This window comes from Hyphomicrobium sp. 802, from assembly GCF_000526135.1.
Taxonomy (GTDB): domain Bacteria; phylum Pseudomonadota; class Alphaproteobacteria; order Rhizobiales; family Hyphomicrobiaceae; genus Hyphomicrobium_B.
In genome coordinates this window covers 3,526,927-3,553,925 of sequence record NZ_JAFM01000001.1, presented here as the reverse complement: position 1 = coordinate 3,553,925, position 26,999 = coordinate 3,526,927, and the positions used below count along the sequence as shown (strand labels likewise).

Here is a 26,999-nt window from a genome sequence, read left to right as displayed (position 1 = left end):
TCCGATGAGTTCGCCGAACATTCTGACCGACGCAGAGCCCGCCAACGCGTCGGATCGCACACGGCGCATGCGCAAGCTCGCCGTTACGCTCTTGGTGCTGGCGGGTTGCGTCAATTATTTTGACCGCGCTGCCGTTGCTGTCGGCAATCCGGAAATTCGCGCCGAGCTTGGACTGTCCTACAGCGAAATGGGCTTGCTGCTGTCGGCCTTCGCGTGGAGCTACGGCCTCGCGCAAATTCCCGCTGGCGTGCTCGTTGATCGCTTCGGTCCTCGTAAAGCCCTCGGCGTTGGAATGGTGCTTTGGTCGTTCGCGCAAATCGCCGGCGGCCTCGTTCATTCGTTGCACCAGTTTCTGACCGCGCGTGTCGCGCTGGGCCTCGGCGAGTCGCCGATGTACATCGGCGGCACGCGGGTCTGCGCCGACTGGTTTCCGCTGAAGCGCCGTGCGCTCCCGATTGCGATCTTCAATTCATCATCCGCGCTGGCACCGGCCTTGGCGCCGCCGATCCTGACGATGCTGATGCTCGCGCACGGCTGGCGCGTGATGTTCATTATCGCGGGCCTTGCAGGCTTCATCGTCGCCGCATTGTGGACGATCTATTATCGCGCCCCTAAAGATGCTGGCATTCCCGCGGCCGACATCGAGGAAATACATCGCGATGACGGCGCTGCGATCCCGCACGTCGGCTGGACGCAGGTTCTCTGGCTGCTGCGCTTTCCGACGACGTGGGGCATGTTCCTCGGTTTCTTCGGCGTCGTTTACATCTCGTGGCTCTACGCGACCTGGTTGCCGGGATACCTAGAGATTGCGCGCCATCAGTCGATCGCGAACGCCGGGATCTGGTCGGCGATCCCGCTCGCGGCAGGCTTTGTCGGCGCCGTCGCGGGTGGTGTGATCTCTGACCGGCTTGGCCGCCTGGGAGGCATCGACGCTGCCGGAACCTGCCGATTGCCCGTCATCGCAGGATTGATCGTGGCCGGAATTGCTACGATCGCTGCGGTCTACGTCGCCGACTTGTGGACGGCGATCGCGCTCATGTCGCTCGGACTTTTTGCGGCCAACGTCGCTTCAAGTTGCGGTTGGGCACTTGCCGCCGTGATCGCTCCGGTCAACGCCGTCGCGACGCTCGAAGCGATCCAGAACGTCGGCGGTTCCGTCGGCGGATCGCTGGCGCCACTCGTGAGCGGCATCCTGCTTCAGCACTCAGGGTCGTTCGTCCCTGCATTCGTGCTGGCCGGCGTCATCGCATTTGCCTGCGCCGCGATCTATGGCACCATGACGTTGAGAAAGATTTCAGCGCCTGAAGGGACGTAAAGCGTCATGGCGTCGAGACCTCATCGCCGAAGATTCGCCGCCTCTCAAAAAGACCGAATATTTTTCGCCTGCCTACCTGATGAGGCGACCGCTGAACGCGTCCATGCGCTCGCGGAGAGGCTCAAGCGTGCGAACGGTTTCGACGGCACGCTGGTGCTTCCAAATCACCTGCACGTGACACTTTATCATTTGGGGGATTGGCCAAGCTTACCCGCGCCCATCGTCAGCGCCGCATTGGACGCCGCAGCGCAAGTCTCCATTCGAGCTTTCGACGTGACGTTGACCGGCAGCGAAAGCTTTCGCGGCGGCATCGGGCCTTTTCCCTTTGTGCTGACGTGCGAGCAAGACATCGCCGCTTGGAACGCGTTGCGTCGCCCGCTTGGCGTAGCAATGGAGCGCGTCGGGCTAGGTGGCGCCACGCGCGGCCGCTTCACGCCCCACATAACGTTGCTTCGCGATGAAAAGCGCGCCGCAGCGGCGCCCATCGAGCCCATTTCTTGGACGGTGCGAGAACTCGTTCTCGTGCACAGCCTCCTCGGCAAAACCACGCACGTCCATCTGGGGCGCTGGCTATTACAGGAGCCGTGAAATGGACGAAGCCGAGTAAAGAGATCAGCCAGCGTCTGCGAAAATCGCAGCAACCTCCGGCCCCGAGGCGTCACGCGGCAGCGAGAAGAAGTTGGCCTCTTTGCCCAACGCCTTCTCCAACTCGCGCTGGAACGTCATCCGGTCGAGTTCGATCGTGCCGAACTGCCGGAGGTGATCCGTCACGAATTGCGTGTCGAGCAGCGTAAATCCACCCTTGATGAGACGCGCTGCGAGATGCACCAGCGCGATCTTCGAGGCATCACGCTCCGTCGAAAACATGCTTTCGCCGAAGAACGCGCTTTTCAACGCTACGCCGTAAAGGCCGCCGACCATCTTGTTGCCATTCCAGACCTCGACCGTGTGGCAGGCGCCAAGGTCGAACAGCTCGCGATAGAGCGAACGGATTCGGCCGTTGATCCAGGTCGACATCCGCCCGGCGCGCGGCGCGGCGCAGCCGTCGATCACACCGTCATAATCGTTATCGACCTTGACGGTGAATGGCGTGGTGCGGACCGTGCGCATGAGGCGCTTTGGGATATGCAGGCCGTTGAGCGGCAGCACACCGCGCTGCTGCGGCTCGATCCAATAGAGCGCGGGATCGTCGGCACTTTCCGCCATCGGGAAAATGCCACAGCTATACGCCTTCAGGAGAACCTGCGGCGTTATCTCGAACATCGGGTCGTCGCGCGACGCCATGCTGCCACTTGCCAAGCGAACTCTCGGACGCGCGCGGAACATGTCGCGCAGAGGCAAACCTTACTTCATCCCCAGATATTTTTCGAGCCAATGAATATCATAGGCCCCATCGACGATATCCGGCTCTCTGACCAGATCCTGGAACAATGGGATCGTCGTTTCAATCCCATCGATCACGAACTCGGCCAGAGCGCGGCGTAAACGCATCAACGCGTCGTTGCGCGTCTTGCCCGTCACGATCAGCTTGCCGATGAGGCTGTCGTAGTAGGGCGGGATGCGATAGCCCTGGTACACGCCGCTGTCGACGCGCACGCCGAGGCCGCCCGGCGGATGCCAATAGGTGATCTGGCCCGGCGAAGGCCGAAAATCCTTGGGGTTTTCAGCGTTGATGCGGCACTCGATGGCGTGCCCGCGAAGCTCGATGTCATCCTGCGTGAAGCTTAACGGCAGGCCGGCCGCGACGCGGATTTGCTCCAGCACGAGGTCCGTGCCGGTGACCATCTCCGTTACAGGGTGTTCGACCTGCAACCGGGTGTTCATCTCGATGAAGTAGAATTCGCCGTCCTCGAACAGGAACTCCACTGTGCCGGCGCCGCGATATTTCAGCTTGCGCATCGCATCCGCGACGGTCGAGCCGATCTTCTGGCGCTGAGCCGCATTGAGAGCAGGCGAGGGGCTCTCCTCGAACACCTTTTGATGCCGCCGCTGCAGCGAGCAATCGCGCTCGCCTAGATGCACGGCATTGCCCTTGCCATCGCCGAACACCTGGATCTCGATGTGGCGCGGCTTCTGCAGATATTTCTCGATGTAGACGGAATCGTCGTTGAAGGCCGCTTTCGCTTCGGACCGCGCCGTCGAAAGCGCGACGCCGAGGTCGGCCGCGGTCAGCGCGACCTTCATGCCCCGCCCACCGCCGCCAGCAGCGGCCTTGATGAGCACGGGAAAGCCCATCTCCTTCGCGACCTTCATCGCCTCGGTCTCGCTCGTCACGGCGCCCGCGGAGCCGGGAACGACCGGGATGCCGAGCTTCTTGGCGGTCTCTTTCGCCTCGATCTTGTCGCCCATGATTCGGATGTGTTCGGACGTCGGACCGATGAACGTGATCTTGTGCTCTTCGAGAATTTCCGCGAAGCGCGCATTCTCAGATAGAAAGCCATAGCCCGGATGCACAGCGTCCGCGCCGGTGATTTCACACGCCGTCACCAGCGCCGGAATGTTGAGATAGCTGTCGCGCGCAGGCGGCGGACCGATGCACACGCTCTCGTCGGCCAGACGGACGTGCATGGCGTCGGCATCTGCCGTCGAGTGGACGGCGACCGTTGCAATTCCAAGCTCGCGGCAAGCGCGCTGGACGCGAAGCGCGATTTCTCCTCGGTTGGCAATCAGGATTTTATCGAACATTTGAACTCCGGGCGCTTTTCACCGCCGTATGCGGTGCGCGCTCTATTCTATGATGATCAGCGGCTCGCCATACTCGACCGGTTGCGCGTTCTCGACGAGGATGGCTTTGATCGTGCCGGCGCGCGGCGCGGGGATCTGGTTCATAGTCTTCATCGCCTCGATGATCAGCAGCGTGTCGCCCTGATTGACCTTGGACCCGACTTCGCAGAATGCCGGTGCACCCGGCTCCGGCGAGCGATAGGCCGTGCCGACCATCGGCGATTTGACCGCGCCCGGATGCTTCGAAAAATCACCCGCACCCGCCGCCGGTTTCGCTTCGCTCGGCGTCGACGCTGCGGCTGCAACCGGCGCAGACATGTAAGCCTGCGGCGCCGCGGCCGTGATCGAGATTTTCTTGGCGACGCGGATCTTGAGGCCGCTCTTCTCGATTTCGATTTCCGTCAGACCCGTATCGTTCAAAAGCTCGGCGAGCTCGCGGATCATCTGACCTTCGGCGCTTCCCATTTTCGGCCCTTGGTCTTTTGCGCTCATCAGTCCCGTGTCCTCGATATTTAGTTGGCGTGCGTCTTATAGCCTAAGCTCTGGCCGCAACGTCACGCTTTGCCTGTGGATTTGTTCAGAATGTCGGCCATTGCCTCGATCGCGAGTTCATAGCCCTTGGCGCCGAGCCCGCAGATCACCCCCGTCGCTGCGAGCGAGATGTAGGAATGCTGACGAAACTCGTCGCGCCGGAAGATGTTGGAAAGGTGCACCTCGACGACCGGCAGGCTGACGGCCTGCAGCGCATCGAGAATGGCAACCGACGTGTGCGTATAGCCACCAGCATTGATGATGATGCCCTTGGCCTTTCCGCGCGCCTCCTGCACCCAATTGACGATTTCGCCCTCGATATTCGATTGCCGGAAGTCGATGGCCAGCCCGTTCGCCGTTGCCGATTTTTCGGTGCGCACGCGCAGGTCGTCGAGCGTCTCGCGGCCATAGACTTCGGGCTCGCGGACGCCGAGCATATTGAGATTGGGGCCGTTAAGAACGTAAACGAGGGAGGTCATGTCAGGAGGCCGTTAAGGCACCGAGCTGATGCCCGACGCCGATTGTGAAGGCCCAGGGTCTATCAGCTTTCGTCGAATGCGCAAAGTGCGCGGCGATGGCCGCGCACTGCAATGTGTCTTTGATGTTAAATGTCTGGTATGGCACGAGAATTTTCGGCCACTCTCAGCACATGTTGCAGCCGGTCTTGCGGTAGCCGCTGACGAGCGCCTCAAGCTGGTCGTGCAGGTCATCCGGCGCACCGGGCACCGACTTGTCGCCGACCAGGAAGTGCGGGGTGCCGTTGACGCCGAGCTGCTTGGCAAGCAGCAGATCGCTCTGCAACTCGTTCTTGACGTCGTCGCCTGCCATGTCGGCCTTGACCTTATCCATGTCGAGACCGAGCGATTCCGCGATCTTCAACGCGGAAGCTTCGTTGGCAACGCCCTTGGAGCCCAGCATCGCTTGATGGAACTCCCAGTACTTGCCCTGGCGTTTGGCGGCCAGCGCGACCTTCGCGGCCTCGATTGAGCCCGTCGACAGGATCGGCAGCTCCTTGAAGACGAAGCGAACCTTTTTGTCGTCGTGGATCAGCTTCTGCACTTCCGGCAGGCCGTGTTTGCAGTAACCGCAGTTGTAATCGAAGAACTCGACGACAGTGACGTCGCCGTTGGGATCGCCGGCAACCGAGCTGTCAGGGGCGCGATAGATCTGCTTGGCGTTCTTCGCCATGAAGGCTTTGAGCTTGGTTTCCTGCTCTTTCTGAGACTTCTCATCCAGAGCGTTCTGCACCTCGAACATGACTTCGGGGTTCTTGATCAGATAGTCTCTGATGATGTCGCCGAGCGCCTTTTTCTGCTCGTCGGTAAAGACCTTGCCGCCCGCGGTGGGCGCGATGGTGTCGGCGTGCGCCGAACTATTTCCGAAATTCGATGCTGCGAGTGCCGCGAATGCCAGGCACGCAAATCCGAGCGCGATGACAGAGAGCTTTTTGCCGGCGGAAGCCGCGCGCGCTCTGTTACGGTCAGGAGACTTCTGGGTCATGGATTTGATCTCATTTTTCGATAAAGCAGCCGGCTGCTCAGGTTTGCGGCTTGTAGTTAATGATGTCGTCGTTTTTCAACCACTCGGGCGAGCCCGCTCGTAATTTCAGTTGGGCTCGTTTAGCGAAGACCTGTGCGTCTTTTATGTTCCCTTCGTTGAAGTAGGCCTGGGCCGTCATGGCGTCGGCTTCCGGACCCCGGCCCTGCTTATAATAGATGTTTGCGAGCAGCCTGTAAGCATGGCCATTTTCCGGGTCTTCGATAAGAGATTTCCGCAGTAGATCGATAGCCTCTTTTTGCGCATCGCTGCCCTTGAGGCTTTGGACCGCCGTGGCCAGTTCGACCATGATTAAAGGACTGTTAGGCGCCAGTTTCAGGGCTTGCCGCAAGCTCGGGACCGCAGGCGCGAGTTTGCCGGATCGCATCAGGAAGTCGGCCCGAAGTTCGTAAAAGTACGGGTAATTCGGGTTTTCCTTGATCATGCTGTCGGTCTGCTGGACCGCCGATTCCAGCGCACCGCCGCCGCCGCGAAAGAATGTCGCGATGGCCCGCGCGTAGCGCGCCGGCAGCGTCTTATTTGAGTCAGGATAGCGATTGAACACAGTCGCCGGCGATTCCAGATAGCCCGAAAGCTTCGCCCGCATCAGGTCGTGGCGAAGCTGCAGCGACGGCGGGTCTTTCTTGTTGAAATACGGACTTGTGGTTGCGAGCCGGCTGAGCCGGTCGAGGCGTTCGGCCGACAGAGGATGCGATCGAATGAACGGGTCCTGGAACTGATCCGATAGATATTCCTGTTCCTTGAACCGCTCGAACGTGTCGAGCATGCCTTTGCCCGACTGTTTCGTGGCCGTGAGATACTTGATGCCCGCCTGATCAGCCGCCGATTCCTGCGATCGCCGCTCGGCCAGAAGCCCCTTGAGAATGACGCTGCTGCCGCCCTGCAAAAGAGCAGCGCCGCCTTGTGCCGTCTCGCGTCCGCCATCTCCGCCTGTGACGCCGCCCGCAACCATGGCGCCGATGCCGAGAACCTGCGTCAACAGAGCGCGTGTTTGATCCTTCGCGATGCGCGAGCGCAGCGCCGCCATGTGGCCGCCCGCGATATGACCGCTTTCATGTGCGATGACGCCGATCACTTCATTCGGCGTCTGCGCCTGCATCAGTGTGCCGGTATTCACGAACACGTTCGCGCCGTCGAGAACGAAGGCGTTGAAGGCTTCATTATTGATGATGCGGACGGTCACGCGGCCGCCACCGAAACCCGCCGCTTCAAAAATCGGTTTGGAATAATCCTGCAGCAGCGCTTCGATCTCGGCGTCGCGGATCAGCGGCAGCCCCTGCGCTCGGGTGCCGTTGGCTAATGTCAACAGCGATGCGATGAGCGCAACGATCCAAATCGTCAAACTTCGGGCGTTGGAATGCGCCGGAAGTGACTTCCAAAATATCGGCATTCGCAGTGCCCTGATCTCGACAAGCGTTTCGAGACGCCACGCACAATCAAAGTATGCGCCAACCCTATTTGGGTCAAATGCGTTGCTACGAGGTGCTTATAAACATTCACGAGTTTAGGGCGTCAGCATGGCGGTAAGCGCTGCTAACGGCGCTCGTCCGAAGCAAGATAGGCCAGTAGCAGCTTTGATTTTGGGAATGGGCCGAAGCAAGCGATGCCTCGGCCCTTCGTCTGTTTATTCGCCGCCGAACTTGCGCTGCCACCAGCCCTTGCGCTGCGGGGCAGCCTGAGCTTCGGCATCGGTAGCCGAGCCTTCATCGCCTGGTCGGACAACAACGCGCTCGATTCGCGGCTCGCTGGAGCCGATCTCGTGCCGACGACGCGGTGCCGGCGCAGGTGCGCTGTCCTGAACTTCGGCGGGCACCTCAACAGCCTGCTGCGGTTCTTCCGTCGCAACCTCGGATGCCGTGCCTTCGAGCATCACGACTTCATCCGCGTCTTGCGCCTTCGAGGGAACGTCCCAAAGCCGTTGTTGCCGCGGAACCTTGAGTTCCGGCTGTTCGACAGCCGTCGCAACGTCTTCCGACGACAGCGCCTCGGTGATGTGTCCACCGTTTGACCAAGTTTCCGGCTGGGCAGCCTCGGTATCGCCGTCGGTGTCCCCGCTGTCGAGTTGTTCGTGATCTTCGCCTTCGGCAACGCCGTTGGCATCATCGGCGTGCATCGGGCCGCCTTCACGATTGCGGTCCCGACCGCGACGGCCACCGCGACGTCCGCGCCGGCGCCGCCGTGCGGGCTTTTCGCCGTTGGCGCCGTTTTCGCCGTGCTCGCCGAGTTCCGCTTCCTCGGATGCCGGTTGGGCATCGAGGTCATCCTCGTCGACCGGTCCCTGTTCGCCGTCATCATCGCCGTGCGGCTGCGGACCTGCCGCAAATCCGTGATCGTCTTCGCCGCGCGGTTCGGAACTGAAACGCTCGCGGCTTTCGCCACGCTCGCGTCCACCGCGACCGCGACGCCGCCTGCGCCGCCCGCGACGGCCGCCGGACTCATCGCCCTCGCCACGACCATTCTCACGGGCCACGGTATCTTCGTCGCCGTCATCGACGTGCGATACGGTTTCAATCTCGCCGCCTTCGAATGTCGGTGCTTCTTCCTCGCCGTCGAAGCCCCAGTCCATGTTGACGGCAGCACGTTCGACACGGCGCACCGGAACGGCAGGGCCGCCGCGCTCGATCGTGAAGTTCGCACCCTGCACGCGATCGCTACCGAGCACCGTCACCGAGTAACCGTGGCGATGCTCCATGTCGGTGACGTAGGCGCGCTTGCTGTTCAGAATGTAGAGTGCAACCGGCGGCGTCGTCGTCGCGGTCAGCGGACCTGTAGCGCCCGCCGTGATCGCATCTTCAAGGCCACGCAATACGGCGAGCGCGATGCTCTCCGTCGAGCGGATGATGCCGGTGCCCTGGCAGTGCGGACACTGCGACGTCGAGCCTTCCAGCACGCCCGTTCTGAGACGCTGGCGCGACATTTCCATCAGACCGAAATGCGAGATGCGGCCGAGCTGGATTCGCGCCCGGTCGAAGCGAAGCGCATCCTTCAGGCGGCGCTCGACGGCGCGATTGTTGCGCTTCTCCTCCATGTCGATGAAGTCGATCACGATGAGGCCGGCAAGGTCGCGCAGCTTCAGCTGGCGCGCGATTTCGTCGGCCGCCTCGAGGTTAGTCGCAAGCGCCGTTTCTTCGATCGAGAATTCGCGCGTCGATTTCCCCGAGTTGACGTCGATCGCAACGAGGGCTTCCGTCTGGTTGATGACGATGTAGCCGCCCGAGCGCAGCGTCACCTGCGGCTGGAACATGGCGTTGAGCTGCCGTTCGACGCCATAACGCGTGAACAGCGGCGTCGGCTCGCGATAAGCCACGACGTTTTTGGCGTGGCTCGGCATGAGCATCTTCATGAAGTCGGCGGCTTCCTGGTGCCCCGCATCGCCGGCAACGACGATTTCCTCGACATCCTTGTTATAGAGGTCGCGGATGGAACGCTTGATCAGGTCGCCTTCTTCGTAGACGAGGCTCGGCGCCGTCGACTGCAGCGTGAGATCGCGCACGCTCTCCCAGAGGCGCAGCAGATATTCGAAGTCGCGCTTGATTTCCTGCTTCGTGCGCGCCGCACCCGCCGTGCGGATGATGAGGCCCATGCCCTCCGGAACCTCGAGTTCCTGGGCAATGGCCTTCAGACGGCGGCGGTCCTGCGGATTGGTGATCTTGCGCGAGATGCCGCCGCCGCGGGCGGTGTTCGGCATCAAAACAGTGTAGCGGCCGGCAAGCGACAAATACGTCGTCAGCGCTGCGCCCTTGTTGCCGCGCTCCTCTTTAACAACCTGCACCAGAATGATCTGGCGGCGCTTGATAACTTCCTGGATCTTGTAGCTGCGCGGACGCCGACGCGGACGTTGCGGCGCTTCCTCGTGGAACTCCGCGCCCTGCGAGTCGTCGATCTCGCCGCCATGATGGTCGTGATGGTCATGGACATGCGGCTGCTCGGCATGGTGTTCATGCTCGTGCTCATCATGCTCGGAGCCATGATCGTCGTCAGCGTGAACGTCCGAACCGGCTTCGGCGTCATGGTGATGATCGTGATCGTCGCTCTCGTCGCGCGCATGATCGGCATCGGCCTGCGCTGCAGGCTCGTCCGACGACGCGCTTGCTGCGAGATCGGTATTTGACTCGCCGTTGTCTGCCGCTTCGGCCCGGACCGGCTCGGAGATGACGTCATCGTCCGGCATCGGAACGGCGACGGCCAAGACTTTGATCGGCTCTTCGTCTTCGTCGCCACCGATCTCTTCGATGTGCTCATCGTCTTCTTCGACATCGACGATGTGCGTGGATTCGCCGTCCTCAGAATCCTCAGAGGACTGATCCGCGAAATCGTCGTTCGTCGCTTCCCCTTCAGCGTGAGGGGCGGCCGACCCACCGCCGCGTGTCGAATTTCTGCGGGCGAGCGCCTCCGCGCGCCGGTCGGCGGCGGCTTCGAGCTCGGCTTCAGCGGCGGCTTCTTCATCGAGAAGCGCCTGACGGTCGGCGACCGGAATCTGATAGTAGTCAGGATGGATTTCGTTGAAGGCGAGAAAACCGTGCCGGTTGCCGCCGTAATCGACGAAAGCCGCTTGTAGCGACGGCTCTACGCGCGTCACCTTGGCGAGATAGATATTGCCGCGCAGCAGTTTCCGAGCGGCACTTTCGAAATCGAATTCCTCTACCCGGCCGTTGCGTTGGACCACGACCCGAGTCTCCTCGGGATGCGTGGCATCGATGAGCATTTTCGTATTGGACATAGGTTATTTTCCTTGGCGCGCCGGGGCGGCGGCTCGCATCTCGAACCGGAATTGCCGGAACGGATCGCGAGGATCGCGCTGTGGCGCGTTCTTTTGGTTGATTGTGCTGATGGAACTGGCGGCCGAGCCGCTGTCTGCACCATCCCGTTCCCCGATGTGCGCGAGTGGCGCGCAGGGACGCATGCGAACGCCGGGTGGATCGAGATCCCGTTGGCGCTGTCTTGGATGATGCAAGCTGTCGTCATGGCCTGTCGTCTATGACCCAGCTGCGTGTCCAGAATTGGGGGACTTCAGGCTGGGGAGAAAAATCCGACACCCTGCGGCGTCGTGGTCGATCAATTTTGGGCCGCCCAGCAATTCGCGCTTTTACCCGACTGACAAACCGGGGCGACCGGCACAAAGTAAGTTCACTCCGACAATGAGCCGCCGGGGGCTCGGAAGTCAAAGCTCCGAAACCTGCTGAGCGACGTTGATACTCCCCGTGCGCTTGCCTCAAGCAGGTGCCATCCGTGCTGGCCCAATTACCTGTGAAAGCAGAGCTTTGCCCCGCAGCAGGCCGACTGGGTTCTGCAGGCGCCTATTCAACCTACGCCACTTAGGCGTGTGTCTCGGGCGCCACCGAATACATTTCAAACTTTACGAGGTCGATCCTTCGCTGGCAAGTGCTATAAAACTGGCGCGGGATCGACAACGTGAGGCGATAATGGTCCTTTTATATAACGAATGAAAACAAAGATTTAACGGGGCATGGGGATCGGGCACACAAGGCGAGCAAGGGGGAAAATTCGGCAATGCGCCCGCCCGGGAAACCTTTAGTGAACATTCTAGCAGCAGTAGCAACCGTGCTATGCCTGTTGCTTGGGCGGCCCGCTATGGCAGCCGATGCGCTCGAAACCCACCTGACGGTGACCGGCCGCTCGACGATTTTCGAACTGACGATGAGCGAAGGCGTGACCGCACAGGCTTTTACGCTCGCGAGCCCCTACCGTGTCGTCATAGATCTGCCCGACGTCAATTTTCGCCTGGACCCTGCGGCAGGACAGAAAGGGGCGGGCCTCATCTCGGCGTTCCGCTATGGCCTTTTCGCGTCGCATAAATCGCGCATCGTGATCGATACCAAAGGCCCCGTCGTCATCCATTCCGCCAACATGACGCGGATCAAGGGATCATCGGCCGTAAAACTCGCCATCGCCCTTATGCCGACCGACGCAAAATCGTTTGGCGGCGGCACCGGCGCGGGAATGGCCGCCGCGTCTGAGGAGCCGAATTTCGAGAGCGCGTTCGAGGCTCCACCCGATAAGAAGCAGCCCAACGCCAAGCCCGTCATCGTGATTGATCCGGGCCACGGTGGCATCGACCCCGGCGCTATCGGCCCCAATAATGTAAATGAGAAAACGATTGTTCTTGCTGTTGCTATGCAACTCAAGGACGAACTGGAGAAGACTGGCCTCTACGACGTCAAGATGACCCGCCACGACGATGTATTCATCTCTCTCGACGACCGCCTCAAATTTTCCCGCGCGGTCGGAGCCGATCTCTTTATCTCGCTGCACGCTGATTCCATCGAGACGGCCGCCAGCAGCATTCGCGGCGCCACCATCTACACGCTGTCCAGCAAAGCGTCCGACAAAGTGGCGCGGATTGCGGCTGAAAAGGAAAATGCCTCGGATCTTTTGGCCGGCATCGAAAATCTCGACGAAGGCAAAGACGATCAGGTCAAAAGTATCCTCATCGACCTGATGAAACGTGAAACCTCGAACTTTTCCTCAGATTTCTCGCAGCTTCTGGCCAAACACCTGCGCAAAAAGATTACGATGTCGCGCGTACCCCGCCGCTCGGCGGCGTTCAAGGTGCTGAAGCAGACGGATTCGCCGTCCGTGCTTGTAGAATTGGGATATATCAGCAATCGCAGCGATGAGGAGCAGATGCTGACACCGGAATGGCAGTCGAAAGTCGCCGACGCGATCACCGGTGCGGTGCAAATTTACTTCAACAAAAGAACGGCCTTACGCCCCTGAGGATACTCGTCCATCCTCGGACGACGTGCTGCCACATTCAGTGCTAATGTGCGAATGTTCTGAGGGGATTGCCATTGCTGCGGCGCGGCAATAGACGTAACCGCCTCATTCGGAAAAATTTAAGCCAGCGACAGACTGACGGAATCTCGAATTTGATGCGCGCGCCCACGCTGCCGCCACCACCGGCGCCCAGGAGAAGGAAAAAGCGGCGCAGAAGCCTGCTGCTCAATTTTCTTGGGTTTGCGTTCGGTACCTTTGTGCTGGTTTTCATCGCCGGTTCCGCAGGTGCTGGCTTTTTGATCTGGCAGGCCTCGCGGGATCTTCCCGATTACGAGAGCCTGTCGAAATATGAGCCGCCCGTCATGACGCGCATCCACGCGCACGACGGCTCGCTGATTTCCGAGTTCGCGCGCGAGCGGCGAATCTTCGTACCGATCAACAACGTTCCGAAACTCGTGATCGGCGCCTTTCTGTCGGCGGAAGACCGCCGCTTCTACGAGCATGGCGGTATCGACATTCAGGGTGTCCTTCGCGCCGTCTTTGCGGCCGCTGAGTCAAAAATTCACGGCTCGAACCGGCGTACACAAGGTGCTTCGACCATCACCCAGCAGGTCGCCAAGAACTTCCTGCTGACGAACGAGCGCTCGATCGAGCGCAAGATCAAGGAAGCGATCCTGGCGATCCGCATCGAGGGCGCCTACTCGAAGGACCGCATTCTCGAACTCTATCTCAACGAAATTTTCCTCGGCATGAACTCCTACGGCGTCGGCGCAGCCGCGCTGACCTATTTCAACAAGGAGCTGAAGGACCTCACCGTCGAGGAGGCGGCTTATCTTGCCGCGCTTCCGAAGGGGCCGAACAACTATCATCCGTTCCGCCAGAAGGCGAAAGCGACCGAGCGTCGGAACTGGATCATCGGTCAGATGGCCGAAAACGGTTACATCACGAAAGAGCAGGCCGAAGAGGCCAGGAAGAAGCCGCTCGTCGTCAATCTGCGCCCCAATACCGTTCGCATCGAGAGCGCCGAATTTTTCGCTGAAGAAGTTCGCCGCACGCTGCTTGCGAAATACGGCGAGGACAAGCTCTACGGCGGCGGCCTGTCGGTGCGCACGACGCTCGACCCGCAACTGCAGAAGCTGGCGAGAACAGCTCTCGTCGATGGCCTCGTGAAGTTCGATCGCATCAAAGGGTGGCGCGGGCCGGTCTCGCACATCGATATTTCGGGCGACTGGGGTGTGGCGCTCGGCAAGATTTCGAGCCCTGGGGATATCGACCCCTGGCGTCTCGGTGTCGTCCTTGAAACGCAGAAGAAAAAAGCGATCGTCGGTTTCAAACCGCATCGCCAACAAGATTCCACGCTCGCGAAGGATCGCGAAGCTGTCGAAGTCTCGCTCGACGACATGAAGTGGGCCGCGAAGAAAGCCAACGGCAAGCGCATCACGCCCAAATCGACGGCAGACATTCTGAGCCCTGGCGACGTCGTCTACGTCTCGCCGAACGACCCGAATAACATTCAGGGTGCGTGGTCTTTGATGCAGATTCCGCAGATTGGCGGCGGTCTGGTCGCCATGGACCCCTACACCGGCCGCGTGCTCGCGATCGCCGGCGGCTTCTCTTACGATTTGAGCCAGTTCGATCGCGTCACGCAGGCCAAGCGCCAGCCTGGCTCGTCGTTCAAGCCGTTCGTCTATGCATCCGCAATCGATAATGGCTACAAGCCGACGTCGATCGTCCTCGACGCGCCGATCGAGATCGACCAAGGCCCCGGTCAGGACGTCTGGAAGCCGAAGAACTATGAGACCGACGATACCGCGGGGCCGGAAACGCTGCGCTTCGGCATCGAGCATTCTCGCAACCAGATGACGGCGCGCCTCGCGCAGGATCTCGGCATGCCGATCATCACCGAATATGCGAAGCGCTTCGGCATCTACGACGATCTCTTGCCGGTTCTGTCGATGTCGCTTGGCGCTGGCGAAACGACGCTGCTGCGCATGGCAACCGGCTATTGCATGCTGGCGAACGGCGGCAAGGAAGTCACCGCCACGCTGATCGACCGCATCCAGGATCGCTATGGTCATACCATCTGGCGTCATGACGAACGCCAGTGCATGGGCTGCATGGCCGACCGCTGGGCCAATCAACCCGAGCCGCAGCTTGTCGATAGCCGCCGCCAGGTCATTGATCCGCTGACGGCCTATCAAATGACACACATTATGGAAGGCGTCGTGCAGCGCGGTACCGGTAAGATACTGAGCGCTCTCAATCGTCCGATTGCCGGCAAGACCGGCACGACGAACGAAGAGAAGGACGTCTGGTTCATGGGCTATACGCCGACGATGGTCGTCGGCGTTTACATCGGCTACGACATCCCCAAGCCGCTTGGAAAAGGCAACACCGGTGGCGCGATTGCAGCGCCGATCTTCGGTGAGTTCGTCAAGGATGCGCTGGGTGACACGCCGCCCGCACCGTTCCGCGTTCCGCCCGGCATCAAGTTCGTGCGCGTCGATCTGAAGACCGGGCTGCGTGCCTCGGCTGACGATCCGAACACGATCATGGAAGCGTTTAAGCCCGACGAAGAACCCGACGACGCCTACTCGATGATCGGTGTTAACGGCATGACGGCAGACGCGTCTTCGTCGATGTCACCGCCGCCGGTCAGTGAACGTGTGGCGCGTCCCGCACCGCCGATGAGTCGGCCGGACAGCGGCTCTCTCACGCCGAACGGATTGTGGTAACCAAATGCGCGCCGATTGCCGCGCCGCCGAACGCGCGCGTTTACACGACGACCGCGCGTCACTATACGTCCGCACCTGATTTCTGAGATTGATCCACTTTGCCGGCGAGAGCCGGCGTCGGAGGCTCCCATGCGCGCAGAAGCGCAAAAACTTTCGGACGGCATCGAGGAGGCGTTCGCCCTCCTGAGGAGGTCTCTTTGACTGGGAGACGGCCGAAGACCGTCTCGCCTCGCTGAACGCGAAAGCCGAAGACCCCAATCTCTGGAGCGATGCCAAGGCTGCGCAGAAAGTCATGCGCCAGCGCAACTCGCTTGAGCGCTCCGTCTCCGAATTCAAACGTCTGCAGCGCGACTACGAAGATGCATTGACGCTGATCGAGCTTGGCGAGGCCGAGAACGACGAGGCCAGCGTCAGCGAAGGCGAGACTGCGCTGGAACGCATCGATCACGAAGCGCAGCGTCGCTCGATCGACGCCATGCTGTCGGGCGAAGCCGACGCGATGAACACCTACATCGAGGTGCACGCCGGCGCCGGCGGCACCGAGAGCCAGGATTGGGCGTCGATGCTTGCGCGCATGTACGTGCGCTGGGCGGAGCGGCGCGGCTACAAGGTCAAGCTGATCGACGAAAGCCCGGGTGAAGAAGCCGGCATCAAGTCGGCGACCTACGAGATCGAAGGCGAGAACGCCTATGGTTGGCTGAAGACCGAAGCCGGCGTGCATCGTCTTGTGCGCATCTCGCCATACGACTCGAACGCCCGCCGCCACACGAGCTTCGCGTCGGTCACCGTTTATCCGGTCATCGACGATACGATTGACGTCGATATCAATCCTGCCGACGTCGACATTTCTTACGCGCGCTCGTCGGGCGCTGGCGGTCAGCACGTCAACCGGACGGAATCGGCCGTCCGTCTCGTGCACAAACCGTCGGGCATCGTGATCTTCGCTCAGGAGCAGCGGTCGCAGCACCAGAACAAGGACATCGCGTTCAAGCGCCTTAAGGCGCGCCTGTACGAGATGGAATTGAAGCGCCGAGAGGAAAAGGCGAGCGCTGAGCAGGCGGCAAAGACCGACATCGGCTGGGGGCACCAGATCCGCTCTTACGTGCTGCAGCCGTATCAGCTTGTGAAGGATCTGCGCACTGGCGCTCAGTCGACCAATCCCGATGAAGTCCTGGACGGAGATATCGACCAGTTCATCGAGGCGGCGCTGTCGCAGCGCATCAAAGGCGGCGGCGAAGCCGTGACAGTCGAAGATCTGGAATAACCGGATGAGCCGGAAATCCGGCTCAGTTGCGATCGCGTAGAATGGGCGTGTTGAAGGGCGAGGCGGGCTCGACAGAGGTGCTCTGCGAGCCGGTGAAGCCGAAATTCGGCGATCCCGGTCCGTTCAGCCAATTCGTTCGCGCGCCGTCGGCATTATCCGGAGCCTGACCAACCGAAAAATTGAAATTGCTGAAGGGTGAGGACGATGAGGACGTCGATGGGGACAGTGCCGCGCCCAATTCGTCCGGGTCCTTGTAATTGGCGGTCCCTGATCCCGGAGCACCGCCGATAGACGTCGTTTCAAAGGCATTGGCGCCGCTCGTCACCAAGAGCGCCGTAGCAAAGACGGCCGCCGCAATGGAACGATGAAATAGCATCAAGACCTCCGGTAACGTCCCGCCAACGCGCACCATCCTATTGTCGGCTAACGCTGATTTGCGGACGGATCTAGGCGGCGACACACTTTTCTCGAAAGTGTTGCAACCATGCCGCGCGGTGGGCGGCGTCTAGGCGCTCCGCCAGATCGCTGGCAGCCGTCGCTTCAAGCCGATCTTGGCCGCAGCCGCGTGAGAACCGCCCGTCGCCTGCGCGTCGAATTTCGCGCGGGCAGTTTCAACGGTTCGCCGATTCTCGACGGCCCAGTCGCCGAGCGGTTTCAGAATGCAGATTAGCGTCTGGCCAAGCTCGGTCAGCTCGTAATCCACCCGCGGCGGAATGGTCGGATAGACGGTCCGCGTGACGAGGCCATCGCGCTCGAGACCGCGTAGCGTCAGCGTCAGCATCCGTTGCGAGATGCTGCCCACCGCCCGGCGTATCTCATTGAAACGCATAGGACCATTCGAAAGCAGCCCGACCACGTAGACCGTCCACTTGTCGCCGATCCGAGACAGCACGTCGGAGACCGCACGGCAGTGCTCGGTTTCATGTTTGATACCGGCTTCCAAAAATGTGCCTCCTTGCGGGGGTTTTGCCAGTGAACAATTTAGCGCTGGTCACAAAATGTGACTGGCTGAGGCTCGGCTGTCAAATGGCCCGCTCCAGTCTCCGCCCAACTGTCATGGATGGAGATCCTCCTATGAAACTTTTGCATGTCGACTCGAGCATTTTGGGTCCGGGCTCAGTCAGCCGCCAGCTTTCGGCTGAGATCGTCGCTGCCGAGCAGCGCCTGCACCCCGGCATCGAGGTCGTCTACCGAGACCTCGCAGTCGCCCCGGTCGGCCATTTGTCCGGCGCGCATCTCGCAGCCGCGCAGGGCGCCGCCCCGGAAACGGCTGATGTTCGTCAGGATGTCGCGGCAGGGCAGGCCGCTCTCAATGAGTTCCTGGCGGCCGATATCGTGGTTGTCGGCGCTCCGATGTACAACTTCGCTATTCCGAGCCAGCTCAAGGCCTGGATCGACCGTCTCGCCGTCGCGGGCAAGACCTTCCGCTACACCGAGAAAGGCCCTGAAGGCCTCGCAGGCGGCAAGAAAGTCATCATCGCGTCGTCGCGCGGCGGATTTTACGGCCCGCAGACACCGATCGCCTTCCTGGACCATCAGGAAACCTATCTGCGCAATATTTTCGGCTTTTTCGGCATCACGGACGTGACGTTCGTTCGCGCCGAGGGCCTGAATCTCGGTCCCGACCAGCGGGCGCAATCGATTGCCGAGGCGCAAAGCGCCATCGCTGGGCTGGCGGCCTGAATTCCCGCTTGGCGGAGGCTGCGACAGTCTCCGCCGATATCCGCCGGACGTTTGATTTCTCGACATAAGCGACAGTCGTGTTAAAGCGCGGACCCGTCTTTCCGTTCGAACCGTCCGCTGCCGATGCCACCGCCCGATCATTTGCACCTCGTCACATCCGAAGGCTTCTCAGACTACGCCCTGCTTGATTGCGGGGCGGGCCGTAAGCTTGAGCGCTTCGGTAAGGTCGTGGTCGATCGCCCCGAGCCGCAGGCGCTTTGGCAGCCGAAGCTCGCGAAGTCCGAATGGGCAAAAGCCAACGCTGTCTTTTCGGCATCCGGCGAAGACGACGAAAAAGGCAAATGGCGCATCGATAAGCCCGTGCCCGATGCGTGGCCGGTCAAACTTGCACTCGGCGATACCAACAAGAGTTCCCCTCCCGCTCGCGGGGAGGGGCTAGGGGCGGGGGGCTCCCAGCCCGTCACCATGCTCTGCAAACTCGCGGGCCTCTGGCACTTAGGCCTCTTCCCTGAGCAGGAACCGCACTGGACATGGATGCTCGATCATCTCGCCAAAGTGAAAGGCGAGACCCCGCGCGTCCTGAATCTCTTTGGCTATACCGGCGCGGCGTCGTTGCTTGCCGCGAAAGCCGGTGCTGAGGTGACCCATGTCGATGCCTCCAAGAAGGCGATCCAGTGGGGCAAGGAGAATCAGGAAGCCTCCAAGCTCGGCGCCGCGAAAATCCGCTGGCTGCTCGATGACGCCGCGAAGTTCGTAGCCCGCGACGTTCGCCGCGGTAAAACCTATCACATGATCCTCGTCGATCCGCCGAAGTTCGGGCGCGGCCCCGAAGGCGAAATCTGGGACCTGTTCCAAAACCTGCCATCGCTGCTCGGCGATCTCTCGAAACTGCTCGCGCCCGAACAGGCCGCGATGGTGCTGACGATCTACGCCATTCGCGCCTCATCGCTCGCCTTCGACCAGTTGCTGCGCGAAGCGCTGGCGAAGCGCGGCGGCACATTCGACAGCGGCGAGCTTGCCATTCAATCGCGCGCCGGACCGCTCGTGCCGACATCGCTGTTCGTGCGCTGGGTTCAGGCATCATGAAGCCAAACGCCAATACGCCAAAGATCATCACCAGTCTGACGAACGATCGGGTCAAGGCGATCCGTGCGCTGGAGATGCGCAAGGTGCGCAAGGAAACGGGCCTGTTCGTCGCCGAAGGCACGTCGCTGCTCGTCACCGCACGCGATCATGGCTTCGCTCCCGAAACGCTCGTCTATCAAGCGGGCGCAGCAGCGGGCGGCGTCGCGCGCGGGCTGGTGAAGCACGCGCTTGAAGCGGGCTCGGAAGTTCTCGAAGTCTCAGAGGCCGTGCTCGCGAAACTTGCCTCGAAAGACAATCCGCAGTCGTTGCTTGGCGTCTTCAAGCAACGCTTCGTGCCGCCCCCCGATCCCGCAAAGCTCACAAGCACCGACACGTGGCTCGCGCTCGAAGAGATCCGCGATCCCGGCAACCTCGGCACGATCATTCGCACCGCCGATGCTGTCGGCCTGTCCGGCATCATCCTCGTCGGCACGACCTGCGATCCATATGCACTGGAATCGATCCGCGCCACGATGGGCTCGATCTTCGCCGTGCCGCTTGTGAAGCTCGACCGCGAAAGCTTCTTCACGCTCGCGAAGGCATGGCCCGGCGAGGTCATCGGCACGCACCTCGATGCGCGCGAAGATTTCCGTCAGACGCAATATAATGGCCGCGAACTGATCGTCATGGGCAGCGAGGGGCCGGGCCTCTCGGGCGGCGCTGCCGCTGTTTGCTCAACGCTCGTGAAAATTCCAATGGCGGGCGCGCTGGACTCACTCAACCTCGCGATCGCGACCGCCCTGATGCTCTATCAAGTCCGCGGCCCTAGTCTGAAGCTCTGATCATGCGCATCGAATATCACCGCATACTGATCGCCGATCAGGTCCGCAACGAAGCGTTCTTTGCCGCGCTGAAGGCCGCCATCGTTCCCGGCAAATCCGTTGTCGCGGACATCGGCGCGGGAACGGGTCTGCTCGGGCTCATGGCATCCAAGCTCGGCGCCAAGGAAGTGTTTCTGTTCGAAACAGCTGAAGTCGCGGGCGTCGCCGCCGCCGTACTCAAAGCCAACAAGGCGAAGCGCTATCATCTGATCCCTTGCCACTCGACGGAATTTCAGGACAAGCTTGCAGTTGATATCATCGTCTCGGAAACGCTCGGCAACTACGCGCTCGAAGAAAATATTATCGCGACGCTGGCCGACGCGCGTCAGCGCTTTCTGAAACCGGGTGGCACTGTCATTCCCGACCACATCATTCAATATGTGGCGCCTGTTGTTACGCCACGCATCGATACCGAGCTGCGCGCCTGGGACCGCGTCGGCCACGGGCTCGATCTCTCGGTCGCGCAGACGATGTCGCTGAACAACGCTTACGTCCGCGCTTTGCAGCCCGCCGAAATCCTCGATGGCTGCCGCAGCGCCATGGTCTGGGACGAAGTCGATCTAACGACGGAGACGAAATCGAAGCGCCGTGGCGAGGCCGAGTGGCGGCTGCCGCGCCCGGCGAAAATCTATGGCTTCGCAACGTGGTGGAAAGTCGAGCTGGTGCCGGGCATCGGTTTTTCGACCGGCCCGCTGTCGCCGCGCACGCATTGGGAGCAGCTCTATTTCCCTCTTTCTGTGCCGATGGACGCCGACGCCAGCGATCTCATCTCTGTCGATCTTCGCTCAAGCTCGTCGGAGGAGGCGGGCACGCATCTCGCGTGGACGGCCGTTCACAAGAACGCTGGCGGCAAGGTCCTGGCGCGCCAGGCGCACGATCTCGACAAGGGATATCTGCCCTAGCCGCCCCTAGGCCTTGAGCCCGGCTGGCCGCGGCCCATTTATGATGCTATCGGGGCGAGCAATTTCCAGGGGAGGGCCTATGCCATGATGGTGCTGATCGTTGGTTTGATTTTATTTCTCGGCATTCATCTGCTGCCCACATCACCCGAACTTCGCGACGGACTGAAGGAACGCCTCGGCGAGACGACTTACAAAATCCTGTTCTCGTTGCTGTCGCTGGCCGGACTGATCGTCATCGTCCTCGGCTTTCACAAGCTGCAGCTTCACCCCGGCAAGAACCCGATCTTGTGGTATCCGCCGGTTTGGACGCGCCACATCGCCGTTGGATTGATGCTGCCCGCGATGATCCTGCTCGTCGCCTCACTCATTCCCTCACGCATCCGCACGATGACGCGGCACCCGATGCTGATCGCCATTAAGATCTGGGCGCTGGCGCATCTTTTGGCGAACGGCGATCTCGCAGCGCTTCTGATCTTCGGATCGTTTCTCGCGTTCGCGGTTTACGACCGGATCTCGGTGAAGAAGCGCTGCGCGACGGGCCCGCTCGGTACGGCACAGCCCACAAGCGCATTGAACGACGTGCTCGTCGTCGTCATCGGTGTCGGACTTTATGCAGCGCTACTCTTGGGCGGCCATCAATGGCTGATCGGCGTCTCGCCGATGCCCGAGCTTGGCTGAACCGGCGCAAAGACTTTCGCTGGTATAATGCGCTTGGCGAGAAAGCCGACCACAAGCGCAATCCAGGTTCCGCAGCCGATGATCCAGGCGACCGGATCGACGATGTAGTCCCAGAGATTCCTGCTTGCGCCAGCCTCGAGCAGGAACCCCGCAATTCCGACGTTCAGCGCCAAGGCGGTGATGAAATATCCGCGCCATAGCGCATACGCGATCACAATCGCGACCGCCGTCGGCAACAGATAGCCGCTGTAGCCGAGGACATACGGGTCCGCATTCAAAAAGCCCGTTGCGCCGGGATAGAGCGCGATGCCTGCCAGCGCCAGCATCAGTGTCGCAAAGCGATATTCCGCTGACGTTGCAACCCGCCTGCCGGTCACTGCCGAAATCGCGAGCACGGCAAGCAGCACGAAGCCAGGAAACGATGGCCGCTCGATCGCGGAAACCATCCACGCGAAAAGCGGACGCGGCCCGGCCGAAACGCATAAACTTGCCGCGACGACAGCAAGTCCGGCACCCAAACGGAGGGGCGGTGATTTCGTGACCGCGGCGGCAAGCGCAGCCCCAACGGTAAAGAGGATGAGCGCTGCATTGGTGCTGTTCAGCAGCATGTTCAGCGTGTGGGTCATTGCTGCGCCGTGTCCTGCTGCAAGCCGTGTTCGATCCAGGTGCTCGACACGCGCACATGGTTGATCGTCTTTATCGGGCGCGAATACATCACGTCGAATTGCCCCGGTCCGGACTGGATCAGAAACGGATAGGCAACGATGTGGTCTTGCCTATCCGTATCCATGCGAGCAATGACGCCGCTCCGGCGGAACGTCTTTCCATCGAGATCGGCAAGCGCCAGCGTAATGTTTCTCTCCATCTTCGCATCGTCGTTGAACGCCATCAGGATATGCGTTGCATCATACCGGATTGCCGAGATCGGGCCGCCGGGGTTGGGAAGGTTTGTGGGCTCGACCGGCGTCCATGTCTGGCCGCCGTCGGTCGTCCGGGTGATGAGAATTTCCCGCGGTCTGCGGCTCTTCAGCGGACGAACGAATGCGATGGCTGTCGATGGTCCGGTGGCCACGATCATCGGTTGGTAACCGACCTTGCCGGCCTTTCCCATGCGTCGCCGGTCGATGACGTGGCCATCCGCATCGAGAACGAGCAGAACAGGGAATTTCTGGTTCATCTCCTGGTAGACGGGTAGGCCAATGCGTCCATCCGAAAACAGGAACGGCGTCGATTTCGTCAGGTGAGACATGTTGAAGAACGGCGTCGCATAGAGGCTTTCAGCCGGTCCCCACGTCGCGCCGTTGTCGAAGGAGCGTATCAATCCGATTTCGCAAGTCGCCCAGCCGCTGAGACGCGACGTTGCGAAGAACAGCCAGATTTCTTTGTCGGAACGGCGAAATGGCACAGGGTTGGCCAGCGACTTGATCGTGATTGCCAAGTCGTGGCTGACGCGTGCGCTCGTCGTCACGACATGCGTCGGCGACCATTCCTTTCCGTCGAAACGCGCTGACACGAGTTCGGCATCGTTGGCGCCCTCGTAAGGCGCGCGATACCAGAACGCCTGCAAGCCGCCATTTGGCATCGCGACCGCCGAGGCGCCATGTACGAATTCGCTCTCACCCTTCGGCGTTACGATTTCGCTGCTCAGATCGAGCGGTCCTCGGACGGGTTGCTCAGGAACAGAGATGGCAAAGGTCCACGGCTCCGAGCTTGGCCTCATCTTCTGAAACAGCAGAACCATGAACGCTGCCGAGCACAGCAGTATGGCCCAGCCCACGAGGGCGCGCGTTCCGCGATCTAAAAGCAAATTTGGTCACCGCCGATTGTGCGTGGCTTCGGTTGATCGCCACGCCGTCCCGCTTCAAGTAGCAGGTGGAACGTCGCAAGAGTGGCTGTTCCGGCGCAACTGAAAAAAAGTACCGTGCAAGTGTGGCTAACGGGTCAGCACGACAAATTCAGTGCCGCTCCCATTTTCGTGGAGCGGAAGCTCGCGGTCCGACACGATCAGCGACGAGCCCGGCCGCGCCAGCTCCGAGATTGTCTGCCGAATATCGTCCGGAATTGTGAACGCATTCAGCGCCTCGTTCGCCATTTGGACGTCAAGCTCGCGCCCCTGCGCCAGTGCGGTCCGGCGGCGCTTTTTCTTACCCTCTTCGAATGCCTGGCCGGGCGAGGGTGTTTGCGCGCTGACGAGACGCCAATCGAACGTATTCGGATCGGTGCCGTAGTTCATGGCCGTAAACACGTGTGTTCCGACCTTATGCTTGAGCGGAGCAACCTCGATCGGCGCTTCGAGCAAGGGCTCGAAGCCCTGACGCACATAGATCCTTTGAGCGCGCAGGCTGATGAGCACCGCGACGGGCTTCGAACGCAGCCGCATTTCCTTGTTGACGTCTGTCAGCGCCGCCTTCGCCGACGTCAGATCCGACTGCGCATCGCGCAAAGCATCTGCTGCACCATCGCGCGCACTCTGCGATGACGAATAGGCACCTTGCACGCCGGCAAAACTTAGTTCGTTCGCCGCAGCATCGGCCCGCGCCTTATCGGCTTCGATCGTGGCGTCGAGCAGGGCGTCTTCGAGATCGCTCTCCCGGTCCATGTCGGCATTTTCGCCAGCAGACGCGGACTTGCTGTTATCCGCCGCGTCCGCCATGTAGGCCTCGAATGCCTTCATCGCCGTCGTCTGCTGGGCTTCTGCCGATTTGACGGCCGCTCTTAATGGTTCAATCGAACGTCGCGCGGTTTCGAATTTCTGGTTCACGTCCGTGAAGTCTTTCGCGGTCTGCTGGGCTTTTTCGTCTGCGGACGTAAGCGCCGCTTCCGCGGTCTTGACGGCCGCCCGCGCGCGATCGAGCTTTTCCTGCATGATCTGATCGGCTTCGGCCCGTGTCGTCGGCCGCCGCTGCAGATCCTTGGGCATGTCCGCAACGGCGCGCAGCAGCGCCGGAGAAATGCCGATCAACCGCACGCCGGCACCCGCTGCCGAATGATCATCAGGCCGGTCATTCACCGCGATAAGCTGCGGTTTCGCCAGGCCGCCCTGCATCGCCGTCGCGTCGTCGAGCGGCAGCGGCTTGAACAGTTTCGGACTGTCGAAGGCAATCGGATCGGGATCGTCATACGAAACGACCACGCGATTGCCGATTTTGGTCAAGCCGAAGAGTTTGCGTGCAAAACTATAGGGCAGCCGGATACACCCGTGGGACGCGCGGTAGCCCGGCAGATCGCCGGCGTGTAACGCGATGCCCGACCACGTGATGCGCTCCTGATAAGGCATCGACGCGCCGGAATAGATATTGCTGACGTGATAGACGTTCTTTTCAAGGATCGAAAACACGCCCGTCGGCGTATCGTGGCCCGGCTTGCCCGACGAAATTTTCGACGATGCGATTTCGCCATTCATGTCGTACACGCGAAGGCGTTGCTTCTTGATGGAAACGACAATGAGAAGCGGTGATTTCGACTGCGCGGCTGCCGAAGCGGCGGCCTGCGATTGAAGTCTCAGAAGACCGGTTTTTGACTTCGCGTCGGCTGCGAGCGGGTAGGCTGCCATCGCAGCTGCGACCGCATAAACCGCGATCGAACGCAACGCCGGAGATATTCTGCCGCTGACATTCTCTGCACGACGCACGCAACCACCCCGACGTTAAAACTAACGAAACCCGTCGCAGCGACATGATCAGGCCGGAAACTGGCCCCCGATTTTGGCGCTGATGATTGGCTAACAGACGCCAGTCAGAGCGCGCAACGAACTACCGCTCAGGCGGAGCATTCGACATTCGCGATGTTGCGCCAATTCAACGCTTTCGCGGGCTTTACAGAAATACTTGTGGACGGGACGTGGAAAAATTTACCATGCCACCGGTTCTTCGTCGCCCCTGTGGGCACTGGCCAGAAAGCCTGGGGTTTCGTAAACTCTGTTTAGCTGATCTGGGGTGACGTTGAAGCGTGCAAACCCCACATGATGACGGCTGATCGCTCGACTTGAGAGCGCCTGAACGGCCTCGGGCCGATGGAGTGAAATGTCTATTCACATCAAGCGTCGGCGGCTCATGGCGCCGGATATTGCAGGCCGCAAAGGCGGCGACCCGATTGTGGCGCTAACCTCCTATCACGCGCACACGGCGGCCATCGCCGACAACCACTGCGATTTTCTGCTCGTCGGCGACAGTCTCGGCATGGTCATGCACGGCTTCGAGACGACGGTGCCGGTTCCCCTTGAGCTGATGATCATGCACGGCCAGGCTGTCGTGCGCGGTTCGAAAAAAGCCCTTGTCGTCGTCGACATGCCCTTCGCGACCTACGAGGAAAGCCCCCAGGTCGCGTTCCGTAACGCTGCCCGCGTCATGAAAGAGACCGACTGCGGCGCCGTGAAGCTCGAAGGCGGCCGCCGCATGGCGGAAACGATCCGCTATCTTGTCGATCGCGGCATCCCGGTGATGGCGCACATCGGCTTGACGCCGCAGTCCGTGAACGTGCTGGGGGGCTTCAAGACCCAAGGCCGGACGGTCGATCAATGGGACGCCATCGAGGAAGATGCCCGCCTGGTTGCGGAAGCCGGGGCCTTCGCCGTCGTCCTTGAAGCCATGACCGCCCCTCTCGCCGAGCGCATTACCAAGGCAATCCCGATCCCGACCATCGGTATCGGCGCCTCCGCCGGCTGCGATGGGCAGATCCTTGTCATGGAAGATATGCTCGGATTGTCTCCAAACGTGCCGAAGTTCGTGAAGAAGTTCGGGGCCATAGCCTCCGCGATCGACGGCGCCATTGCGTCCTACGCCGATGAGGTCCGCGCCCGGACGTTTCCGGCCCCCGAGCACACCTACGCCTTGAAATCCCCCGAAATGGAGGCGTCGGTCTCGCCGGTGCGAGCCACGAAAAAGCCGAAGACGACGAGCACTTAGCGGCTTCTGGCCTAAATTCAGG

23 protein-coding genes are annotated in these 26,999 nt (G+C 61.0%); 11 read left to right on the top strand and 12 right to left on the bottom strand.

Translation table 11 applies throughout. The features are described from left to right. The first annotated feature begins 4 nt into the window (after window positions 1–4). Together HYP802_RS0118020 and HYP802_RS0118015 are read left to right on the top strand one after the other, a co-directional pair. Window positions 5–1,315, top strand: a complete 1,311-nt coding sequence (locus tag HYP802_RS0118020) for an MFS transporter (protein WP_013948817.1) — start codon at window positions 5–7, stop codon at window positions 1,313–1,315. Between the two features lie 6 nt (window positions 1,316–1,321). Beyond that, window positions 1,322–1,903 carry a 2'-5' RNA ligase family protein gene (locus HYP802_RS0118015; protein WP_013948816.1) on the top strand — a complete coding sequence of 194 codons (582 nt, stop codon included), beginning with the start codon at window positions 1,322–1,324 and terminating at the stop codon, window positions 1,901–1,903. A gap of 24 nt (window positions 1,904–1,927) precedes the next feature. On the opposite strand, the gene aat is transcribed toward HYP802_RS0118015, so the two are convergent. From aat to HYP802_RS0117980, 7 genes are all read right to left on the bottom strand, one after another. Continuing rightward, window positions 1,928–2,599, bottom strand: coding sequence for a leucyl/phenylalanyl-tRNA--protein transferase (aat, locus tag HYP802_RS0118010; RefSeq protein ID WP_024276278.1), 672 nt, complete (start codon window positions 2,597–2,599; stop codon window positions 1,928–1,930). Window positions 2,600–2,659: 60 nt separating this feature from the next. Continuing rightward, complete coding sequence (gene accC, locus HYP802_RS0118005) at window positions 2,660–4,000, bottom strand: acetyl-CoA carboxylase biotin carboxylase subunit (protein ID WP_013948814.1); 1,341 nt, start codon at window positions 3,998–4,000, stop codon at window positions 2,660–2,662. Between the two features lie 42 nt (window positions 4,001–4,042). Then, window positions 4,043–4,531, bottom strand: a complete 489-nt coding sequence (gene accB / locus HYP802_RS0118000) for an acetyl-CoA carboxylase biotin carboxyl carrier protein (protein WP_013948813.1) — start codon at window positions 4,529–4,531, stop codon at window positions 4,043–4,045. Window positions 4,532–4,593: 62 nt separating this feature from the next. Further along, entirely contained in the window at window positions 4,594–5,049 is a 456-nt protein-coding gene (aroQ, locus tag HYP802_RS0117995) for a type II 3-dehydroquinate dehydratase (protein ID WP_013948812.1), read from the bottom strand. 163 nt (window positions 5,050–5,212) lie between these two features. After that, window positions 5,213–6,070 carry a DsbA family protein gene (locus tag HYP802_RS0117990; protein WP_013948811.1) on the bottom strand — a complete coding sequence of 286 codons (858 nt, stop codon included), beginning with the start codon at window positions 6,068–6,070 and terminating at the stop codon, window positions 5,213–5,215. Between the two features lie 37 nt (window positions 6,071–6,107). After that, window positions 6,108–7,517, bottom strand: a complete 1,410-nt coding sequence (locus tag HYP802_RS0117985; RefSeq protein WP_013948810.1) for a M48 family metalloprotease — start codon at window positions 7,515–7,517, stop codon at window positions 6,108–6,110. Window positions 7,518–7,751: 234 nt separating this feature from the next. Then, window positions 7,752–10,847 (bottom strand): ribonuclease E/G, encoded by a 3,096-nt coding sequence (locus tag HYP802_RS0117980; RefSeq protein ID WP_024276277.1) that lies wholly within the window; start codon window positions 10,845–10,847, stop codon window positions 7,752–7,754. An 872-nt stretch (window positions 10,848–11,719) separates the two neighbouring features. On the opposite strand from HYP802_RS0117980, the gene HYP802_RS0117970 reads away from it, so the two are divergent. The 3 genes from HYP802_RS0117970 (at window position 11,720) to prfB (ending at window position 16,864) form a co-directional block, all read left to right on the top strand. Next, complete coding sequence (locus HYP802_RS0117970; RefSeq protein ID WP_245261510.1) at window positions 11,720–12,865, top strand: N-acetylmuramoyl-L-alanine amidase; 1,146 nt, start codon at window positions 11,720–11,722, stop codon at window positions 12,863–12,865. Window positions 12,866–13,020: 155 nt separating this feature from the next. Continuing rightward, window positions 13,021–15,600: a penicillin-binding protein 1A gene (locus HYP802_RS0117965; protein WP_013948807.1), complete on the top strand. Its 2,580-nt coding sequence runs from the start codon at window positions 13,021–13,023 to the stop codon at window positions 15,598–15,600. Window positions 15,601–15,729: 129 nt separating this feature from the next. Beyond that, window positions 15,730–16,864 (top strand): peptide chain release factor 2 gene (gene prfB / locus HYP802_RS0117960; protein WP_155831269.1). Its coding sequence is split into 2 segments (ribosomal slippage): window positions 15,730–15,798 and window positions 15,800–16,864, totalling 1,134 coding nucleotides; the frame shifts between segments, so codons are not numbered across the junction. 22 nt (window positions 16,865–16,886) lie between these two features. On the opposite strand, the gene HYP802_RS22550 is transcribed toward prfB, so the two are convergent. Together HYP802_RS22550 and HYP802_RS0117950 are read right to left on the bottom strand one after the other, a co-directional pair. Continuing rightward, entirely contained in the window at window positions 16,887–17,240 is a 354-nt protein-coding gene (locus HYP802_RS22550) for a hypothetical protein (RefSeq protein ID WP_013948805.1), read from the bottom strand. Window positions 17,241–17,369: 129 nt separating this feature from the next. After that, a complete protein-coding gene (locus tag HYP802_RS0117950; protein ID WP_013948803.1) occupies window positions 17,370–17,807 on the bottom strand; it encodes a helix-turn-helix domain-containing protein in 438 nt (145 codons plus the stop codon). A gap of 131 nt (window positions 17,808–17,938) precedes the next feature. Here HYP802_RS0117950 and HYP802_RS0117945 point away from each other — a divergent pair, with 131 nt between their 5' ends. From HYP802_RS0117945 to HYP802_RS0117925, 5 genes are all read left to right on the top strand, one after another. Then, window positions 17,939–18,547, top strand: coding sequence for an FMN-dependent NADH-azoreductase (locus tag HYP802_RS0117945; RefSeq protein ID WP_013948802.1), 609 nt, complete (start codon window positions 17,939–17,941; stop codon window positions 18,545–18,547). A gap of 123 nt (window positions 18,548–18,670) precedes the next feature. Next, window positions 18,671–19,633, top strand: coding sequence for a class I SAM-dependent methyltransferase (locus HYP802_RS0117940; protein WP_013948801.1), 963 nt, complete (start codon window positions 18,671–18,673; stop codon window positions 19,631–19,633). Further along, a complete protein-coding gene (locus tag HYP802_RS0117935) occupies window positions 19,630–20,454 on the top strand; it encodes an RNA methyltransferase (protein WP_013948800.1) in 825 nt (274 codons plus the stop codon). The genes HYP802_RS0117940 and HYP802_RS0117935 overlap by 4 nt, the downstream gene beginning before the upstream one ends. A gap of 2 nt (window positions 20,455–20,456) precedes the next feature. Then, a complete protein-coding gene (locus HYP802_RS0117930) occupies window positions 20,457–21,395 on the top strand; it encodes a 50S ribosomal protein L11 methyltransferase (RefSeq protein ID WP_013948799.1) in 939 nt (312 codons plus the stop codon). A gap of 84 nt (window positions 21,396–21,479) precedes the next feature. Continuing rightward, on the top strand, window positions 21,480–22,073 hold the full coding sequence (locus tag HYP802_RS0117925) for an NnrU family protein (protein ID WP_013948798.1): 594 nt from the start codon (window positions 21,480–21,482) through the stop codon (window positions 22,071–22,073). Here the strand turns inward: HYP802_RS0117925 and HYP802_RS23020 are convergent. From HYP802_RS23020 to HYP802_RS0117910, 3 genes are all read right to left on the bottom strand, one after another. Beyond that, complete coding sequence (locus HYP802_RS23020) at window positions 22,031–22,699, bottom strand: hypothetical protein (protein WP_013948797.1); 669 nt, start codon at window positions 22,697–22,699, stop codon at window positions 22,031–22,033. The genes HYP802_RS0117925 and HYP802_RS23020 overlap by 43 nt on opposite strands. Then, a complete protein-coding gene (locus HYP802_RS0117915) occupies window positions 22,696–23,850 on the bottom strand; it encodes a sialidase family protein (protein WP_244420898.1) in 1,155 nt (384 codons plus the stop codon). The genes HYP802_RS23020 and HYP802_RS0117915 overlap by 4 nt, the downstream gene beginning before the upstream one ends. 156 nt (window positions 23,851–24,006) lie before the next feature. After that, window positions 24,007–25,704, bottom strand: a complete 1,698-nt coding sequence (locus HYP802_RS0117910) for a L,D-transpeptidase family protein (protein ID WP_013948795.1) — start codon at window positions 25,702–25,704, stop codon at window positions 24,007–24,009. Between the two features lie 391 nt (window positions 25,705–26,095). Between HYP802_RS0117910 and panB the strand changes: the two genes are divergently transcribed. Next, window positions 26,096–26,977: a 3-methyl-2-oxobutanoate hydroxymethyltransferase gene (gene panB / locus HYP802_RS0117905; protein WP_013948794.1), complete on the top strand. Its 882-nt coding sequence runs from the start codon at window positions 26,096–26,098 to the stop codon at window positions 26,975–26,977. The last annotated feature ends 22 nt before the right edge of the window (window positions 26,978–26,999 follow it).

Excerpts from the sequence above, each read along its gene's own strand:
- HYP802_RS0117935 (WP_013948800.1), top strand. The coding sequence starts at position 19,630 with ATGAAGCCAAACGCCAATACGCCAAAGATCATCACCAGTCTGACGAAC.
- HYP802_RS0117940 (WP_013948801.1), top strand. The coding sequence starts at position 18,671 with ATGCCACCGCCCGATCATTTGCACCTCGTCACATCCGAAGGCTTCTCA.
- HYP802_RS23020 (WP_013948797.1), bottom strand. The coding sequence starts at position 22,699 with ATGACCCACACGCTGAACATGCTGCTGAACAGCACCAATGCAGCGCTC.
- HYP802_RS0117945 (WP_013948802.1), top strand. The coding sequence starts at position 17,939 with ATGAAACTTTTGCATGTCGACTCGAGCATTTTGGGTCCGGGCTCAGTC.
- HYP802_RS22550 (WP_013948805.1), bottom strand. The coding sequence starts at position 17,240 with ATGCTATTTCATCGTTCCATTGCGGCGGCCGTCTTTGCTACGGCGCTC.
- HYP802_RS0117930 (WP_013948799.1), top strand. The coding sequence starts at position 20,457 with ATGCGCATCGAATATCACCGCATACTGATCGCCGATCAGGTCCGCAAC.
- aroQ (WP_013948812.1), bottom strand. The coding sequence starts at position 5,049 with ATGACCTCCCTCGTTTACGTTCTTAACGGCCCCAATCTCAATATGCTC.
- HYP802_RS0117985 (WP_013948810.1), bottom strand. The coding sequence starts at position 7,517 with ATGCCGATATTTTGGAAGTCACTTCCGGCGCATTCCAACGCCCGAAGT.
- panB (WP_013948794.1), top strand. The coding sequence starts at position 26,096 with ATGTCTATTCACATCAAGCGTCGGCGGCTCATGGCGCCGGATATTGCA.
- HYP802_RS0117925 (WP_013948798.1), top strand. The coding sequence starts at position 21,480 with ATGATGGTGCTGATCGTTGGTTTGATTTTATTTCTCGGCATTCATCTG.
- accC (WP_013948814.1), bottom strand. The coding sequence starts at position 4,000 with ATGTTCGATAAAATCCTGATTGCCAACCGAGGAGAAATCGCGCTTCGC.
- HYP802_RS0117970 (WP_245261510.1), top strand. The coding sequence starts at position 11,720 with ATGGCAGCCGATGCGCTCGAAACCCACCTGACGGTGACCGGCCGCTCG.
- HYP802_RS0117980 (WP_024276277.1), bottom strand. The coding sequence starts at position 10,847 with ATGTCCAATACGAAAATGCTCATCGATGCCACGCATCCCGAGGAGACT.
- accB (WP_013948813.1), bottom strand. The coding sequence starts at position 4,531 with ATGAGCGCAAAAGACCAAGGGCCGAAAATGGGAAGCGCCGAAGGTCAG.
- HYP802_RS0117990 (WP_013948811.1), bottom strand. The coding sequence starts at position 6,070 with ATGACCCAGAAGTCTCCTGACCGTAACAGAGCGCGCGCGGCTTCCGCC.
- HYP802_RS0118015 (WP_013948816.1), top strand. The coding sequence starts at position 1,322 with ATGGCGTCGAGACCTCATCGCCGAAGATTCGCCGCCTCTCAAAAAGAC.
- aat (WP_024276278.1), bottom strand. The coding sequence starts at position 2,599 with ATGGCGTCGCGCGACGACCCGATGTTCGAGATAACGCCGCAGGTTCTC.
- HYP802_RS0117965 (WP_013948807.1), top strand. The coding sequence starts at position 13,021 with ATGCGCGCGCCCACGCTGCCGCCACCACCGGCGCCCAGGAGAAGGAAA.
- HYP802_RS0118020 (WP_013948817.1), top strand. The coding sequence starts at position 5 with ATGAGTTCGCCGAACATTCTGACCGACGCAGAGCCCGCCAACGCGTCG.